13 protein-coding genes are annotated in these 13758 nt (G+C 58.6%); 10 read left to right on the top strand and 3 right to left on the bottom strand.

The window, feature by feature from the left end:
• Nucleotides 1-2 precede the first annotated feature (2 nt).
• Nucleotides 3-695, bottom strand: a complete 693-nt coding sequence (locus ACQZ45_RS17390; RefSeq protein WP_013637003.1) for a FadR/GntR family transcriptional regulator — start codon at nucleotides 693-695, stop codon at nucleotides 3-5.
• Nucleotides 696-949: 254 nt separating this feature from the next.
• Between ACQZ45_RS17390 and ACQZ45_RS17385 the strand changes: the two genes are divergently transcribed.
• From ACQZ45_RS17385 to ACQZ45_RS17345, 9 genes are all read left to right on the top strand, one after another.
• On the top strand, nucleotides 950-2515 hold the full coding sequence (locus ACQZ45_RS17385) for a sugar ABC transporter ATP-binding protein (RefSeq protein ID WP_013637002.1): 1566 nt from the start codon (nucleotides 950-952) through the stop codon (nucleotides 2513-2515).
• A gap of 8 nt (nucleotides 2516-2523) precedes the next feature.
• Nucleotides 2524-3546: an ABC transporter permease gene (locus ACQZ45_RS17380; RefSeq protein ID WP_003516396.1), complete on the top strand. Its 1023-nt coding sequence runs from the start codon at nucleotides 2524-2526 to the stop codon at nucleotides 3544-3546.
• 74 nt (nucleotides 3547-3620) lie between these two features.
• On the top strand, nucleotides 3621-4562 hold the full coding sequence (locus tag ACQZ45_RS17375; protein WP_003516397.1) for an ABC transporter substrate-binding protein: 942 nt from the start codon (nucleotides 3621-3623) through the stop codon (nucleotides 4560-4562).
• Between the two features lie 120 nt (nucleotides 4563-4682).
• Entirely contained in the window at nucleotides 4683-5696 is a 1014-nt protein-coding gene (locus tag ACQZ45_RS17370) for an aldo/keto reductase (protein ID WP_113291814.1), read from the top strand.
• Nucleotides 5697-5700: 4 nt separating this feature from the next.
• Complete coding sequence (locus tag ACQZ45_RS17365; protein ID WP_113291815.1) at nucleotides 5701-6522, top strand: amidohydrolase family protein; 822 nt, start codon at nucleotides 5701-5703, stop codon at nucleotides 6520-6522.
• 3 nt (nucleotides 6523-6525) lie between these two features.
• Entirely contained in the window at nucleotides 6526-7536 is a 1011-nt protein-coding gene (locus tag ACQZ45_RS17360) for a zinc-binding alcohol dehydrogenase family protein (protein ID WP_113291816.1), read from the top strand.
• Nucleotides 7533-8666, top strand: a complete 1134-nt coding sequence (locus ACQZ45_RS17355) for a mannitol dehydrogenase family protein (protein ID WP_113291817.1) — start codon at nucleotides 7533-7535, stop codon at nucleotides 8664-8666. Before ACQZ45_RS17360 ends, ACQZ45_RS17355 begins: the two co-directional genes overlap by 4 nt.
• An 11-nt stretch (nucleotides 8667-8677) precedes the next feature.
• Nucleotides 8678-9007: an L-rhamnose mutarotase gene (locus ACQZ45_RS17350; protein ID WP_003516404.1), complete on the top strand. Its 330-nt coding sequence runs from the start codon at nucleotides 8678-8680 to the stop codon at nucleotides 9005-9007.
• A 36-nt stretch (nucleotides 9008-9043) separates the two neighbouring features.
• The gene (locus ACQZ45_RS17345; protein ID WP_113291818.1) at nucleotides 9044-10321 is read left to right on the top strand and encodes an L-fuconate dehydratase; all 1278 of its coding nucleotides are present in this window, start codon (nucleotides 9044-9046) and stop codon (nucleotides 10319-10321) included.
• On the opposite strand, the gene cobD is transcribed toward ACQZ45_RS17345, so the two are convergent.
• The gene (gene cobD / locus ACQZ45_RS17340) at nucleotides 10303-11349 is read right to left on the bottom strand and encodes a threonine-phosphate decarboxylase CobD (protein WP_113291819.1); all 1047 of its coding nucleotides are present in this window, start codon (nucleotides 11347-11349) and stop codon (nucleotides 10303-10305) included. The genes ACQZ45_RS17345 and cobD overlap by 19 nt on opposite strands.
• Between cobD and cbiB the strand changes: the two genes are divergently transcribed.
• Nucleotides 11348-12313: an adenosylcobinamide-phosphate synthase CbiB gene (gene cbiB, locus ACQZ45_RS17335; protein WP_113291820.1), complete on the top strand. Its 966-nt coding sequence runs from the start codon at nucleotides 11348-11350 to the stop codon at nucleotides 12311-12313. The genes cobD and cbiB overlap by 2 nt on opposite strands.
• On the opposite strand, the gene ACQZ45_RS17330 is transcribed toward cbiB, so the two are convergent.
• The gene (locus tag ACQZ45_RS17330; RefSeq protein ID WP_113291821.1) at nucleotides 12300-13757 is read right to left on the bottom strand and encodes a cobyric acid synthase; all 1458 of its coding nucleotides are present in this window, start codon (nucleotides 13755-13757) and stop codon (nucleotides 12300-12302) included. The two genes, cbiB and ACQZ45_RS17330, sit on opposite strands and share 14 nt — an antisense overlap.
• Between the last annotated feature and the right edge of the window lies 1 nt (nucleotide 13758).

Genomic DNA, 13758 nt, shown 5'->3' with positions numbered 1-13758 from the left:
ATTTAGCCGTCTACCCAGCGTCTCTTGGAACCTTCCAGATGGGTATGCATGGCCGCCTGCGCCAGCAGCGGATCTTTCAACTCCAGGGCCGCCAGAATCGCTTCGTGCTCCTGAAGGGCGTGGGTCCAGGTATCGCGATCCTCAAATTTCACACGCAATTGTGCCGAAATCGGGCTGTGGCGCTCATCGAAGAGGTTTGCCACCAGTCGGGCCAGAACGCTGTTACCGGATTGTTCGGCAATGGTGACGTGGAAAAGCCGGTCCTGATCGAGAGGTTTGCGCGCGGCCTCGATTTCCTGCTGCATCGTGTTGAGAATCTGGCGAAGGTTTGCAATCGTTTCATCGGTCATGCGGCTCGCCGCCAGTACGATTGTCGCGCCTTCCAGCGCTGCGCGCGCCTGCATCAGTTCGGAGGGGCTGTCGCCCAAGGATTTGGTGTTGTGGGTTGTCTGAAGGGCCTCGGTGGAGACATAGACACCGGAACCCATGCGGATTTCGACGGTGTTGTCGATTTCAAGCGCAATCAGTGCCTCGCGCAGTGATGGTCTCGAAACCCCGAGCTTCTGTGCCAGTTCCCGTTCGGCGGGAAGTCGTGTTCCGGGCAGAAACTCTCCCAGATCGATCAGCTCGCGTATCTGGTCCGCAATCTGCTGATAAAGCCTGCGTGGTTCCGCTATTTTGGCCTGACCATTCATGTGTTTTCTGACGAACCTTGTCTGTTATCTGAATTTGGCCTTACCGTAGCGCCAAGCGCATCAATACGCAAGAAATTACTTAAATACATGAATTTACAGTGTTATTTCAAGAAGTCTTTTGAGATGATTTTGCGTGTACCAGACGCTGGATTCAAATTTTGGGCTAATTGGCTTGACCATTTTAAAAAAGCGGCCTAACCATTTGGCTCATTATTGCCCCCGGTGGAGCGGGGAGCGCGGGTGGAGGTTTCTTGATGTCGCAGGGCGCATCGACAATTCGAGGCGATTTTTCGCCTGAGGAGACGGCGCGCGGCCTTGGTTCAGGCCTCCTGCGTCTCGAAAACATCAGCAAGGAATTTCCGGGCGTCAAAGCGTTGTCGAATGTGCATTTCGACTTGCGCAGCGGCGAGGTTCACGCTGTCTGCGGCGAAAACGGTGCCGGAAAATCCACCCTGATGAAAATCATCAGCGGCGTTTACCAGCCAAGCGACGGAACCATCCTGCACAAGGGCGTCAAAGTGCAATATGCATCGCCGCTGGAATCCGAAGCCGCCGGCATCGCCATCATCCATCAGGAACTCAACCTCGTTCCGCATCTTTCCGTTGCCGAGAACATCTATCTCGCCCGCGAGCCGCGCCGTGGTTTCCTCGTCGACCGCAAGAAACTGCGGCTTGATGCAAAGCGCTGTCTCGATCGGCTGGGCGTCGATATCGACCCTGACCAGATTGTCCGCGGCCTCTCGGTCGCTCAATGTCAGATGGTGGAAATTGCCAAGGCGCTTTCCCTGGATGCTGAAGTCCTCATCATGGATGAGCCGACCTCCTCGCTGACCGAGCAGGAAACGCGGCTGTTGTTCAAGGTGATCCGCGATCTCAAGGCTTCTGGCGTCGGCATCGTCTATATTTCCCACCGGCTCGATGAAATGGCCGAAATCGTCGACCGCGTGACGGTTTTGCGGGACGGGCGTTATATTTCCACCGACGATTTTGCATCGATCACCGTTGACGATATCGTCACGCGCATGGTCGGGCGTTCGCTGGAGGAGAAGTTCCCGGAACGCACGTCGCGCCCTACGGATGATGTTATTTTCTCGGTGGAAGGGCTGACGCGCAAGGGTGTGTTCCACGATGTCGGTTTCTCGCTGCGGCGCGGTGAGATTCTCGGCTTTGCCGGACTGATGGGTGCGGGTCGCACGGAAGTTGCACGGGCGATCTTCGGTGCCGATCCTCTGGATGCTGGCAAGGTCGTTTTCAACGGGCGGGAGCTTTCCATCAGTTCCCCGCGAGATGCCATCGAAGAGGGTATCGCCTATCTGTCCGAAGACCGCAAAAGCGATGGTCTTGCGATCAAGATGTCGGTTGCGGCCAATACGACGCTTGCCAATATCGGCGAGGTCTCCAACCGCTTCGGGCTGATTGACTTTAAGAAGCACGACGATGTCGCCAGACGTTACGTCGATCTCCTGAACATCCGTACCCCTTCGATCGAACAGACGGTGCGGCTGCTTTCAGGTGGCAATCAGCAGAAAATCATCATTGGCAAATGGCTGTTCCGGCAGTCGCGCGTGCTGTTTTTCGACGAGCCGACGCGCGGCATCGATGTCGGCGCAAAATTCGCGATCTACAAGATCATGGACGAGCTGGCTGCACAGGGCATCGGCGTCATTCTCATCAGTTCGGAACTGCCGGAAATTCTGGGACTGACGGATCGTATCGCCGTTTTCCACCAGGGCCGGATCACGGGCGTGCTTGAGACCGCCAAGACCAATCAGGAAGAAATCATGCGGTACGCGTCCGGTTACGGCCGGGCCGCGCAGTGAGGATTGACATGGCTAATATTGCAGAACCCAAGAAGAGCTTCGCTTTCAGCGACCGCCAGAAGGACATCATCCAGAAGTTTGCGGCTCTTGGCAGTCTCGTTGTGCTGGTTATGGTGTTTTCCGCCACCAGCAGCGCCTTTTTCTCCGTCAACAATGCCATGACTATTGCGCTTCAAGTGACCTCCATCGCCCTTCTCGGCATTGGTGCGACCTGCGTCATCATCACCGGCGGCATCGATCTTTCCGTTGGTTCGGTGCTTGCTCTGGCCGGTGTCGTTGCCGCGCTTGCGGTGAAGGAGTTGGGTATGCCGGTGCCGGTCGGCATGCTGCTTGGCATTCTGACGGGGTCGCTTTGCGGTCTTATCAATGGCCTCATGGTCACGCGTTTCAAGCTGCCGCCCTTCATCGCCACGCTCGGCATGATGTTGATCGCCCGTGGTGTGGCACTACAGATCACCGGCGCGCGAGCGGTTTCCGGCCTCGGCGAATCCTTCGGTGAACTCGGCAACGGCGCCCTCTTCCGCATCGTCAATATTGGTGATGACGGTTTTCCGAACGTGGTGTTTCCGGGCATCCCCTACCCCGTCATCCTTATGGTGGTGATTGCGCTGGCTGTTTCCTTCATGCTCAACCGCTCCATCCTTGGCCGTCACATCTATGCCGTCGGTTCGAATGCGGATGCTGCGCGTCTGTCCGGCGTAAACGTCGCACGCGTCACCAATTTCACCTACATCCTGTCCGGTACGCTCGCCGGGTTGACCGGTTGCGTGCTGATGTCGCGCCTCGTCACAGCCCAGCCGAATGAGGGCGTGATGTATGAGCTGGATGCCATTGCCAGCGCCGTTATCGGCGGCACATCGCTCATCGGCGGCGTGGGCACGATTTCAGGCACGGCAATCGGTGCCTTCGTCATCGGCATCCTGCGCAACGGTCTCAATATGAATGGCGTGTCCGCCTTCACGCAACAGATCATCATCGGTCTTGTCATTCTGGTCACCGTCTGGATCGACCAGCTGCGCAACCGCCGCTGATACAGGGCTGCGGACCCTATCCGCAAACAAGATCGGCACGGGAGGCCCGGTATGCCGACATCACGGAGGAAGAAATGAACAAGCTTACGACCGCCCTTCTGACATCCGCAATCGCGCTGTGGAGCGTCTCCACCGTGCAGGCCGGCGAAATCGCCGTCATCGTCAAGACCGTCAATTCCACCTTCTGGCAGAACGTTCAGAAGGGCGCCGATGCGGCGATGAAGGACTCTGCCGGCAACACCATGACCTTCCAGGGTCCGGCTTCTGAATCGGCCATCGCCGATCAGGTCAACATGGTTGAAAACGCTGTAAACCGTAAGGTTTCGGGTATCGTTCTTGCTCCTTCCGATCCTGATGCGCTTGTTCCGGCTGTCAAGAAAGCCTGGGAAGCCCGCATTCCCGTGGTTCTGATCGACTCGCAGCTCGCCAAGGGTTCCGAGCAATATTATCAGTCCTTCCTGGCGACCGATAACAAGAAAGCCGGCGAACTGGCTGCTCAGGCGCTGATCGACAAGGTTGGCAAGGAAGGCAAGATCGCCGTGATGTCCTACGTCGCCGGTGCCGGTTCGGAAATCGGACGCGTTGGCGGTTTCACCGACTATATCCAGATGCATTCCAACCTTAAGATCGTAGGTCCGTTCTATTCGCAGTCGCAGATGGCGACGGCGCTGAACCAGACAACCGACGTTCTGGCCGCCAATTCCGATCTCAAGGGCATCTTCGGCGCCAACGAACCCACCGCAATCGGTGTAGGCCGCGCGCTCGCCCAGGCCGGTAAGGCAGGCAAGGTTGTCGGCATCGGCTTTGACGGTAACCAGGACCTTCAGGGCTTCGTCAAGGACGGCACGCTGGCCGGCATCGTCGTTCAGGGTTCGTATCAGATGGGCGAAAAGGGCATCCAGACCGTTTCCAAGCTCATCAGCAAGGAAAAGGTCGAAAAGTTCGTCGACACCGGCGTTGTTGTTGTCACCAAGGACAATATCGAGAAGCCGGAAGCCAAGAACGTTCTTTATTAACGTATGCCGGCGCGCCGCTCATTGAGTGGCGCGCCTCACAAATTTCAGAAGCGGGATTTCAGTCAATACCGCATACGGTTTTCAACATCCGCTCTACCGAAAAATCAGGAAGCCCTTGCGATGAAAGTCTCCGATACACGTAAATTGCCGCGCCGTGCCGTTGAAGTCACGGTCATGGGCCTTGGTTGCGCCCAGATGGGTAATCTCTACCGCGTTACGCCCTACGAGGAATCCAAAGGTGCGTTCGACAAGGCATGGGAAAGCGGCATTCGCTATTTCGATACCGCACCTTTTTATGGTTACACGCGTTCGGAGCGTCGTCTTGGAACCATGGTGACGGAGCATGACCGACGCGAATACACCCTCTCCACCAAGGTCGGTCGCGTCATGGTTCCCGATGAAACTGTGGGCCCGGAAGAGGACGCCTACATTGCGCCGCTGCCTTTCCGCCCGGTCTATGATTATTCCTATGACGGTATTCTGCGCTCCTTCGAAGCGAGCCAGCAGCGGCTCGGCGTTCTGAAGCCGGATATTCTCTATGTGCACGATATCGGCTCTTTCACGCATGGCGAAAAGCACCAGCACTACTGGGAGCAGCTGACCACTGGCGGCGGCTTCCGGGCACTCGGCAAGCTGCGCGAGGAAGGGTCGACGGGTGCTATCGGCCTCGGCGTCAACGAGTGGGAAATCGTCGGCGACGCCATGGATGTTTTCGACATCGACGTTGCCATGCTTGCCGGCCGTTATACGCTTCTGGAGCAGCAGAGCCTTGCCTTCATGAACCGCTGCGCGGAAACCGGCGTTGCGATCGTGGTCGCCGGTGCTTTCAATTCAGGCATTCTGGCAGGCAACCGCAAATTCAACTATGCCGATGCGCCTGCCGACATCATCACGCGGGTGGATGCGCTTCAGGGCGTTTGTGACGACGTTGGTGTTTCGTTGCAGGCGGCTGCGCTGCAGTTTCCGCTCGGGCATCCGGCTTCGGTCACGGTCGTATCCGGCGCGCGCAATGCGCAGCAACTTGCCGCAAACATCGAATGGTTCGAACAGGTTGTTCCGGACGAATTCTGGTCGGAGCTGCAAAAGCGTGGCCTGATTTCCGAAGGCGCACCTGTGCCCGGCACAAAGGCCTGAAGCGATGATCATCGATGCCCACCAGCATTTCTGGCTGATGAAGGATCGTGCCGGGCAATGGCCGCCGCCGTCTCTGGCTGCCATCTACCGGGATTTTCTTCCGCAGGATCTGTCTCCTCTGCTGGCAAAGGCCGGAGTTTCCGGAACCGTGCTGGTGCAGACGATGGAAAGTGCGGCCGATACGGATTTCATGCTCGATCTGGCTGGAAGCACCGATTTCATCAAGGGCGTGGTCGGCTGGGTGGACATGAAGTCCGCGGACGCTGCGGCGGAAATCGCCCGGCGGGCAAAACATCCGGCCTTCAAGGGCGTACGGCCGATGCTGCAAGGCATGGAAGATGTGACCTGGATCGACGATCCCGCGCTCGATGCCGCTGTGGATGCGCTGGTGAAACATGCACTGGTGTTCGATGCGCTGGTCCTGCCGCCGCATCTGTCGCATCTTCTCGCTTTCGCGCGCCGCCATCCGCAATTGCCTGTTGTCATCGATCACGGGGCGAAGCCGCTTATCGCCACGGGCCAATATGGGGACTGGCGCAGGGACATGGCAGCTTTGGCGACCCTTCCCAACCTCCATTGCAAGCTGTCCGGCCTGTTGACCGAGCGTGGCGAGCAGAGACCTGAAGCCGTCAGGCCCTATGCCGAAACCATTCTGGAACTGTTCGGCGGCGAACGCGTGATCTTCGGCAGTGACTGGCCGGTATTGCGGCTGGCTGGCGACTATCAGGAATGGCTGGACTTCTGCCGCGAAATCGTGCCTGAGCACGACCATGCGGCCGTCTTTGGCGGCAACGCCGTTCGTTTTTATTCCCTTCCCAACAGGTGATGCATGCTGGCGATTTTCTGCGAGACCCCCGGTCAACTTGTCCCCAAGGAACAACCAAAGCCCGCCCGTGGCGAAGGTGAAGTGCTGGTGCGTATTCGTCGCATTGGTGTCTGCGGCACCGACCTGCATATTTTCACCGGTAATCAGCCCTATCTTTCCTATCCGCGCATCATGGGCCACGAGCTTTCCGGCACGGTGGAAGAGGCGCCGGAAGGCAGCCATCTTTCGGCGGGCGATGTCGTTACCGTCATACCCTATATTTCCTGTGGTGAGTGCAGCGCCTGCCGCAAAGGAAAGAGCAATTGCTGCCGCAACATCGGCGTGCTTGGCGTTCATCGCGATGGCGGCATGGTCGAATATCTGAGCGTTCCGCAGCAATTCGTGCTGAAGGCGGAGGGCTTGAGCCTCGATCAGGCGGCAATGACCGAATTTCTGGCGATTGGCGCGCATGCCGTGCGTCGTGGGTCGGTGGAAAAGGGTCAGAAGGTCCTGATCGTCGGTGCCGGTCCGATCGGCATGGCGGTTGCGGTTTTCGCCGTTCTCGATGGCGGTGAGGTGACGATGATTGACGGGCGCACCGACCGGCTGGATTTCTGCAAGGACCATCTCGGCGTTGCCCATACGGTGACGCTTGGCGAGGGCGACAAGGATCGTCTGTCGGATATCACTGGCGGCGATTTCTTCGATGCCGTTTTTGATGCGACCGGTAATCCTAAAGCCATGGAGCGTGGCTTTTCCTTCGTCGGCCACGGTGGTTCCTATGTGCTGGTTTCCATCGTTGCCAGCGATATCTCCTTCAACGATCCGGAGTTTCACAAGCGCGAAACCACGCTGCTCGGCAGCCGCAACGCCACGCCGGAGGATTTCGAGCGGGTGCTGCAGGCGCTGCGGGAAGGCAAGGTACCGGAGGCACTCATCACTCACCGCATGACACTTGCCGATGTGCCTTCCAAATTCGCCGGGCTGACCGATCCGAAAGCCGGAGTCATCAAGGGCATGGTGGAGGTCTCATGACGACCGACACACCCATCCTGCAATTCGGTACCAGCCGCTTTCTTCTGGCCCATGCGGATTTGTTCATTTCGCAGGCGCTGGAAAAAGGCGAGGCCCTCGGGCGCATCACAATCGTCCAGACGACCGGCAATGCGGAGAGCCTGAAGCGTGTGGCAGCATTGAACGATGGCACGCCCTATCCGGTGCGCATTCGCGGCATTCGCGACGGGCAAGAGGTGGATGAGGAAATTCCAGGTAAGGCTGTCGCGCGCGCGCTGACGGCGGCGGCCGACTGGGCCGAGGTGAGGCGGATCGCCTGCGGGGCAAGGGTCATTCTGTCCAATACGGGTGACCGCGGTTATGAGCTGGATTCGTTCGACGGGCCGGGTCTTGCCGACGACTTCACGCTTGTACCAAAGAGTTTTCCGGCAAAGCTCTGCCTGTTGCTGCTGGAACGTTTTCAGACAAATCCGGAAGCCCCTGTATCGATCTTTCCTTGCGAGCTCGTTCCGCGCAACGGCGACCGGTTGAAAGAGGTTGTTCGCCAGCTTGCCGACGAATGGCAGCTGCCGGCGGGTTTCGGCTTCTACCTGAATGAGAAATGCCGTTTTGCCAACAGCCTTGTAGACCGCATCGTTTCCGAGCCGATCGATCCGGTTGGCGCAGTTGCCGAGCCCTATGCGCTTTGGGCAATCGAGAAGCAGGAGGGCCTTGTTCTGCCCTGCACCCACCCTGCGGTGGTGCTGACTGATGATCTCGACCGCTATGAAAAGCTGAAGCTGTTCCTGCTCAATCTTGGCCATTCCTATCTGGCGGAGCGATGGTTGCGGGATGCCCGTGCGAAAGACGAGACGGTGCGGCAGGCAATGGCCGACGATGCGCTTTCGGGAGATCTGGAAACGCTCTGGCGGGACGAGGTTCTGCCGGTCTTTGCCGCAGAAGGCATGGGAGAAGAAGCGCAAGCCTATATCCGTGCTGTGCGGGAGCGTTTCCTGAACCCCTTTCTCGCCCACCGGCTCGCGGACATTTCAGGCAATCACGATGAAAAGAAACGCCGTCGTTTTGTGCCGGTCATCGCTGCGGCGGAACGTCTGGGGTTAAACGTGCCGCAGCCGAAACTGCGTGCGGCGCTCGCCACCATCAAGCAATAACGGAGTTTTGTATGCAGCGCATGGGAATGGTCATCGGCGTCAAACCGGACATGATTGCGGAATATAGAAGACTGCACGCCGCCGTCTGGCCCGAAATTCTGGCGCTCATCAGCGATTGCAACATCCGCAACTACACGATCTTCCTGCGCGAACCGGAAAATCTGCTGTTCGGATATTGGGAATATCACGGCACCGATTTCAGCGCCGATATGGCGAAGATGGCGGCAAGCCCAAAGAACCAGGAATGGTGGTCTTTCACCATTCCCTGCCAGCAACCACTCGAAAGCCGCAAGGAAGGCGAGTGGTGGGCAATGATGGAAGAAACCTTCCACCACGACTGAACGATTTCCTTTGACACTGACCGCGAGTGAACGGCCATGACCAAAATTACTGATCTGCGAGTTTTCGACCTGCGTTTTCCGACCTCCCAGAGCCTTGATGGTTCGGATGCGATGAACCCCGACCCGGATTATTCGGCGGCTTACGTCATTCTCGACACCGATGAACCGGAACTGAAAGGCCACGGACTGACCTTCACCATTGGCCGCGGCAATGAGATTTGCTGCATGGCCATCAAGGCGATGCGCCATCTGGTGGTCGGAACCGATCTCGCCACGGTGACCGAGAACCCCGGCAAATACTGGCGCCACCTGACTGGTGATAGCCAGCTTCGCTGGATCGGCCCGGATAAGGGCGCGATGCATCTCGCCACCGGCGCTGTCGTCAATGCTGTCTGGGATTTGCTAGCCAAAAAGGCGGGAAAGCCGGTCTGGCAGCTTGTTGCCGATATGAGCCCGGAAGAAATCGCCGATATCGTCGATTACCGTTATCTGACTGACGTGCTGACGAAGGACGATGCGATTGCGATCCTCAAAAAAGCCGAAAGCGGCAAAAAGGAACGTATCGAGACGCTGAAGAACGAAGGCTACGCCTGCTACACCACATCAGCCGGCTGGCTCGGTTATGACGACGCCAAGCTGCGCCGTCTTTGCCAGGAAGCGATCGATGCCGGTTTCAACCATGTAAAGATGAAGGTTGGCCGTGATCTCGAAGACGATATCCGCCGCCTCACCATAGCCCGCGAGGTGATCGGCCCCGACCGTTATCTGATGATCGACGCCAACCAGGTGTGGGAAGTGGATCAGGCGATTGAATGGGTCAAGCAACTTGCCTTCGCCAAGCCCTTCTTCATTGAAGAGCCGACCAGCCCGGACGATGTCGCCGGCCATCGCAAGATCCGTGCAGCCATCGGCTCCGTGAAGGTGGCAACCGGCGAAATGTGCCAGAACCGTATCATGTTCAAGCAGTTCATCGCCGAAGGTGCAATCGACGTCGTGCAGATCGACAGCTGCCGCATGGGTGGTCTCAACGAGGTGCTGGCGGTTTTGTTGATTGCTGCCAAATACAATTTGCCGGTCTGGCCGCATGCCGGTGGCGTCGGCCTTTGCGAATATGTGCAGCATCTGTCGATGATCGACTATCTCGTGGTTTCCGGCACCAAGGAAGGCCGCGTGATCGAATATGTCGACCATCTGCACGAGCATTTCATCGAACCCTGCGATATTCGCAATGCCGCGTACATGCCGCCGAAGCTGCCCGGTTTCTCCATTGAAATGAAGCCGGATTCTATTGCGACCTACACGTTCAAGGGATGATTGAAGGATAACAGCGCTTCCGTGAGGCGCTGCCACTCCGCTTCGCTGCCGGGAAGGCCGAAACGCATGTCGTTCGGCCTTTCATCAAAAATGCGCACCAGAATGCCGTGCAGGCCAAGGTGATCGAACAGTTCTTTGGCCCGGTGGTCCCGCACCAGGGTAAACAGGGACGTACCGCCGGCAATCTTCAGGCCCGCTTTTTCCAGCAATTCACTCATACGCTGTGCTTCTGCCGCAAGCCGGAGGCGCATGGATGATTGCCATTCCCTGTCCGCCAAAGCCTGCGTCGCGATGTTGAGCGCCGGCCCGGATACTGCCCAGGGGCCAAGCCTTGCCTCCAGTTCCGCAGCGATGTCGGGATGCGCAAGCGCAAAACCGAGCCGGACCCCTGCCATGCCATAGAACTTGCCGAAGGATCGCAGTACCACCAGCGCGTCGTGCCCTGCGACATTTGCAAGACTTTCCGTATGTCCCGTCTCGATAAAGGCCTCGTCTACGACAAGCAGGCCGCCTTTGCGGCGCATCGCCTCGGCCAGCGACAACAAAGCTTCTCGATCCGTGATGCGACCATCGGGGTTGTTGGGATTGACCACCACCGCATAGTCGTAAGCTGACAGATCACTAATATGGTCTACCTCGGTCACGGTCAGTCCGGCCATGCGCGCGGTTCGGGCATGTTCGGCATAAGCGGGTGAGAGCACGGCTCCGCTTTTCGCTCCGCGTTCGAGTGCCAGGTGAGCCAGCAATGGCATCAGCATCTGGGTGCCGGGGGACAGTGCCACATGCCCCGTGGATGGTGCGCCGAAAGACGCGACGGCCAGCCTTTTCAATTCTTCGGCCGCGTCAGGCTCCGGCAGGCGGGCAAATGCGCTGGCGGGAACGGGAGAATGCGGGTAGGAGTGCGGATTGATCCCGGTCGACAGGTCGATCCACGGTTCCGGCGCTTCAGGAAACATCAGGCGCGCCTTGCCGAGATTGCCGCCGTGACGGATCGCAGCCTGCGCCTTTTCCGGTACCTTATCGCCCATGTTCTTCGCTCTCGCTTTTCTGTCGCTCTTGATCGAACGCCTGACTGGATATCCGGACTGGCTGTTCAAACGCATCGGTCATCCCGTCACCTGGATCGGTTCGCTTATCGCGCTGCTGGACAAAAAATGGAACCGGGAGAGTGCTTCATTTTCGCAGCGCAAGGCGGCAGGCGTCGTGGCGCTTTCCGTTTTTCTGGCGCTGACGGTGCTTGTTGCATGGTTAGTGCAATCGGTTCTGCTTTTATTGCCCCTTGGTCTGTTGCTTGTTGCGGTGCTTGGGGCGTCACTTCCGGCCCAAAAAAGTCTGGAACAGCATGTGGAGGCCGTCGCCATTGCGCTGGAACGCGAGGGGATTGACGGCGGGCGCAAAGCTGTCTCCATGATCGTCGGGCGCGATCCGCAGGCGCTGGATGAGCCGGCAATCTGCCGGGCGGCGATTGAAAGTCTGGCTGAAAATTTCTCTGACGGCATTGTCGCCCCTTCCCTCTGGCTTGGTCTTCTGGGGCTGCCTGGCGGTGCGGGTTATAAGGCAATCAACACGGCCGACAGCATGATCGGTCATCGCTCGCCACGCCATGAGGCCTTTGGTTGGGCGTCGGCCCGGCTGGACGATCTGGTCAATTTGCCGGCATCGAGACTGAGCGGCGGTCTTTTCGTGGTCGCCGCGTTTTTCGTGAAGGGTGCATCACCGAAAGGGGCAATTGCCGCGATACGCCGCGATGCGCGGCATCACCGCTCTCCCAATGCCGGCTGGCCGGAGGCGGCATTGGCCGGGGCACTGGGCTTTGCGCTGGCCGGGCCGCGCTCCTATGGCGGGCAGATGATCGAGGCTCGTTTCATGGGCGAAGGAGGAAGAGCGACACTGGTTGCTGGCGATATTCGCACGGCGCTCAGGCTGGCGAGGATCGCAGACTTCCTGCTGATCGCGCTGTTCGGATTGCTGGCAATCCTTATCGCGCTATAGAAAGCAGTCTGTCGAGATCGAGGTGGTTCTCCATATGGGCCGCCAGGCGATCAAGAACGGCATCTACCTGCGCATCATAGTTCAGTTGCGTGCTCTGCCCACCAAGGCGCTCAAGCCACGCCCCGCGTTGGCGGTCATCCGCAAACAGGCCGTGGATATAGGTGCCTAGGATGCGGCCATCGGGCGAAATTGCGCCATCGGCATGTCCGTCAATGGTCGAAAATGGCAGGTTGCCCGCAGCACCCGTTGTTTCGCCAACATGCATTTCATAGCCGGATAAGGGAATTCCGTCGAAACTCTGTCCCTGCACGGAAACGAGCCTCTTGTCACCGGTCAAAACCGTCGTCACATCCAACAGGCCCAACCCATCGACCGTCATTGGTGGTCCTTCGATGCCGTCAGGGTCGGCAACGGTTTTTCCAAGCATCTGGTATCCGCCGCAGAGACCGAGAACATAACCGCCGCGGCGCACATGTGCCTTGATGTCGATGTCGAGGCCTGCATTTTTCAGCACGGCGAGATCAGCTATGGTGGATTTCGAACCGCAGAGCAGAACCAGCCGGCAATCGGCGGGAATGGTCTCGCCCTGCCGCACTCGGATCAGCTCCACATCCGGCTCCATGTCGAGCGGATCCAGATCGTCGAAATTGGAAATATGCGGCAGGATTGGCACGGCAATGCGGATTTTCGCGCCGGGCTTTTGTTGCGCCGGGCCGGTAAGCCCAAGGGCGTCCTCCGCTGGCAATTTCGCAGCATCGGAAAAATGCGGCAATAGCCCGATGGACGCCCAGCCGGTCTTTTCCGCGATCATCCGCATGCCGTCTGAAAACAGCGTAGGGTCACCGCGAAAGCGGTTCACGATGAAGCCCTCTATCATCGCGGCATCATCGCGTTCGAGAACGGTTTTTGTGCCCACGAGGCTGGCGATGACCCCGCCCCGGTCGATATCGCCGATTAGGATCACGGGAGCATCTGCGGCGCGGGCAAAACCCATATTGGCGATGTCGTTGGCGCGGAGGTTGATTTCGGAAGCACTTCCCGCCCCTTCCACCAGCACCAGATCGGCCTGTTGTTTCAGGTGCTCGAAGCTCTCCAGCACACGCGGCATCAGCCCGGCTTTCATGTGCTGATAATCGGCAGCCTTGGCATTGCCGACAATTTTACCCTGTACGACGACCTGTGCGCCGGTTTCGCTCTGCGGCTTTAAAAGCACCGGGTTCATGTGAACCGACAGCGGAACGCCTGCTGCCCGCGCCTGCAGCGCCTGCGCGCGACCGATCTCGCCGCCATCGGCAGTGACCGCCGCATTGTTCGACATGTTCTGCGGCTTGAACGGCATGACGGACAGGCCACGCCTGATGAAGGCGCGGGCAAGGCCAGCCACCATCAGCGATTTGCCGACATCCGAGCCGGTTCCCTGAAACATCAGCACACGTGCAGTCATG

The organism is Agrobacterium sp. 16-2014-1-2a (genome assembly GCF_053522705.1).
The sequence above is the reverse complement of the archived record's forward strand: the minus strand, read 5'-3'. Positions and strand labels throughout refer to the sequence as shown.

Excerpts from the sequence above, each read along its gene's own strand:
- ACQZ45_RS17330 (WP_113291821.1), bottom strand. The coding sequence starts at position 13,757 with ATGACTGCACGTGTGCTGATGTTTCAGGGAACCGGCTCGGATGTCGGC.
- ACQZ45_RS17345 (WP_113291818.1), top strand. The coding sequence starts at position 9,044 with ATGACCAAAATTACTGATCTGCGAGTTTTCGACCTGCGTTTTCCGACC.
- cobD (WP_113291819.1), bottom strand. The coding sequence starts at position 11,349 with ATGGGCGATAAGGTACCGGAAAAGGCGCAGGCTGCGATCCGTCACGGC.
- ACQZ45_RS17370 (WP_113291814.1), top strand. The coding sequence starts at position 4,683 with ATGAAAGTCTCCGATACACGTAAATTGCCGCGCCGTGCCGTTGAAGTC.
- ACQZ45_RS17350 (WP_003516404.1), top strand. The coding sequence starts at position 8,678 with ATGCAGCGCATGGGAATGGTCATCGGCGTCAAACCGGACATGATTGCG.
- ACQZ45_RS17390 (WP_013637003.1), bottom strand. The coding sequence starts at position 695 with ATGAATGGTCAGGCCAAAATAGCGGAACCACGCAGGCTTTATCAGCAG.
- ACQZ45_RS17385 (WP_013637002.1), top strand. The coding sequence starts at position 950 with ATGTCGCAGGGCGCATCGACAATTCGAGGCGATTTTTCGCCTGAGGAG.
- ACQZ45_RS17355 (WP_113291817.1), top strand. The coding sequence starts at position 7,533 with ATGACGACCGACACACCCATCCTGCAATTCGGTACCAGCCGCTTTCTT.
- ACQZ45_RS17380 (WP_003516396.1), top strand. The coding sequence starts at position 2,524 with ATGGCTAATATTGCAGAACCCAAGAAGAGCTTCGCTTTCAGCGACCGC.
- ACQZ45_RS17375 (WP_003516397.1), top strand. The coding sequence starts at position 3,621 with ATGAACAAGCTTACGACCGCCCTTCTGACATCCGCAATCGCGCTGTGG.
- ACQZ45_RS17365 (WP_113291815.1), top strand. The coding sequence starts at position 5,701 with ATGATCATCGATGCCCACCAGCATTTCTGGCTGATGAAGGATCGTGCC.
- ACQZ45_RS17360 (WP_113291816.1), top strand. The coding sequence starts at position 6,526 with ATGCTGGCGATTTTCTGCGAGACCCCCGGTCAACTTGTCCCCAAGGAA.
- cbiB (WP_113291820.1), top strand. The coding sequence starts at position 11,348 with ATGTTCTTCGCTCTCGCTTTTCTGTCGCTCTTGATCGAACGCCTGACT.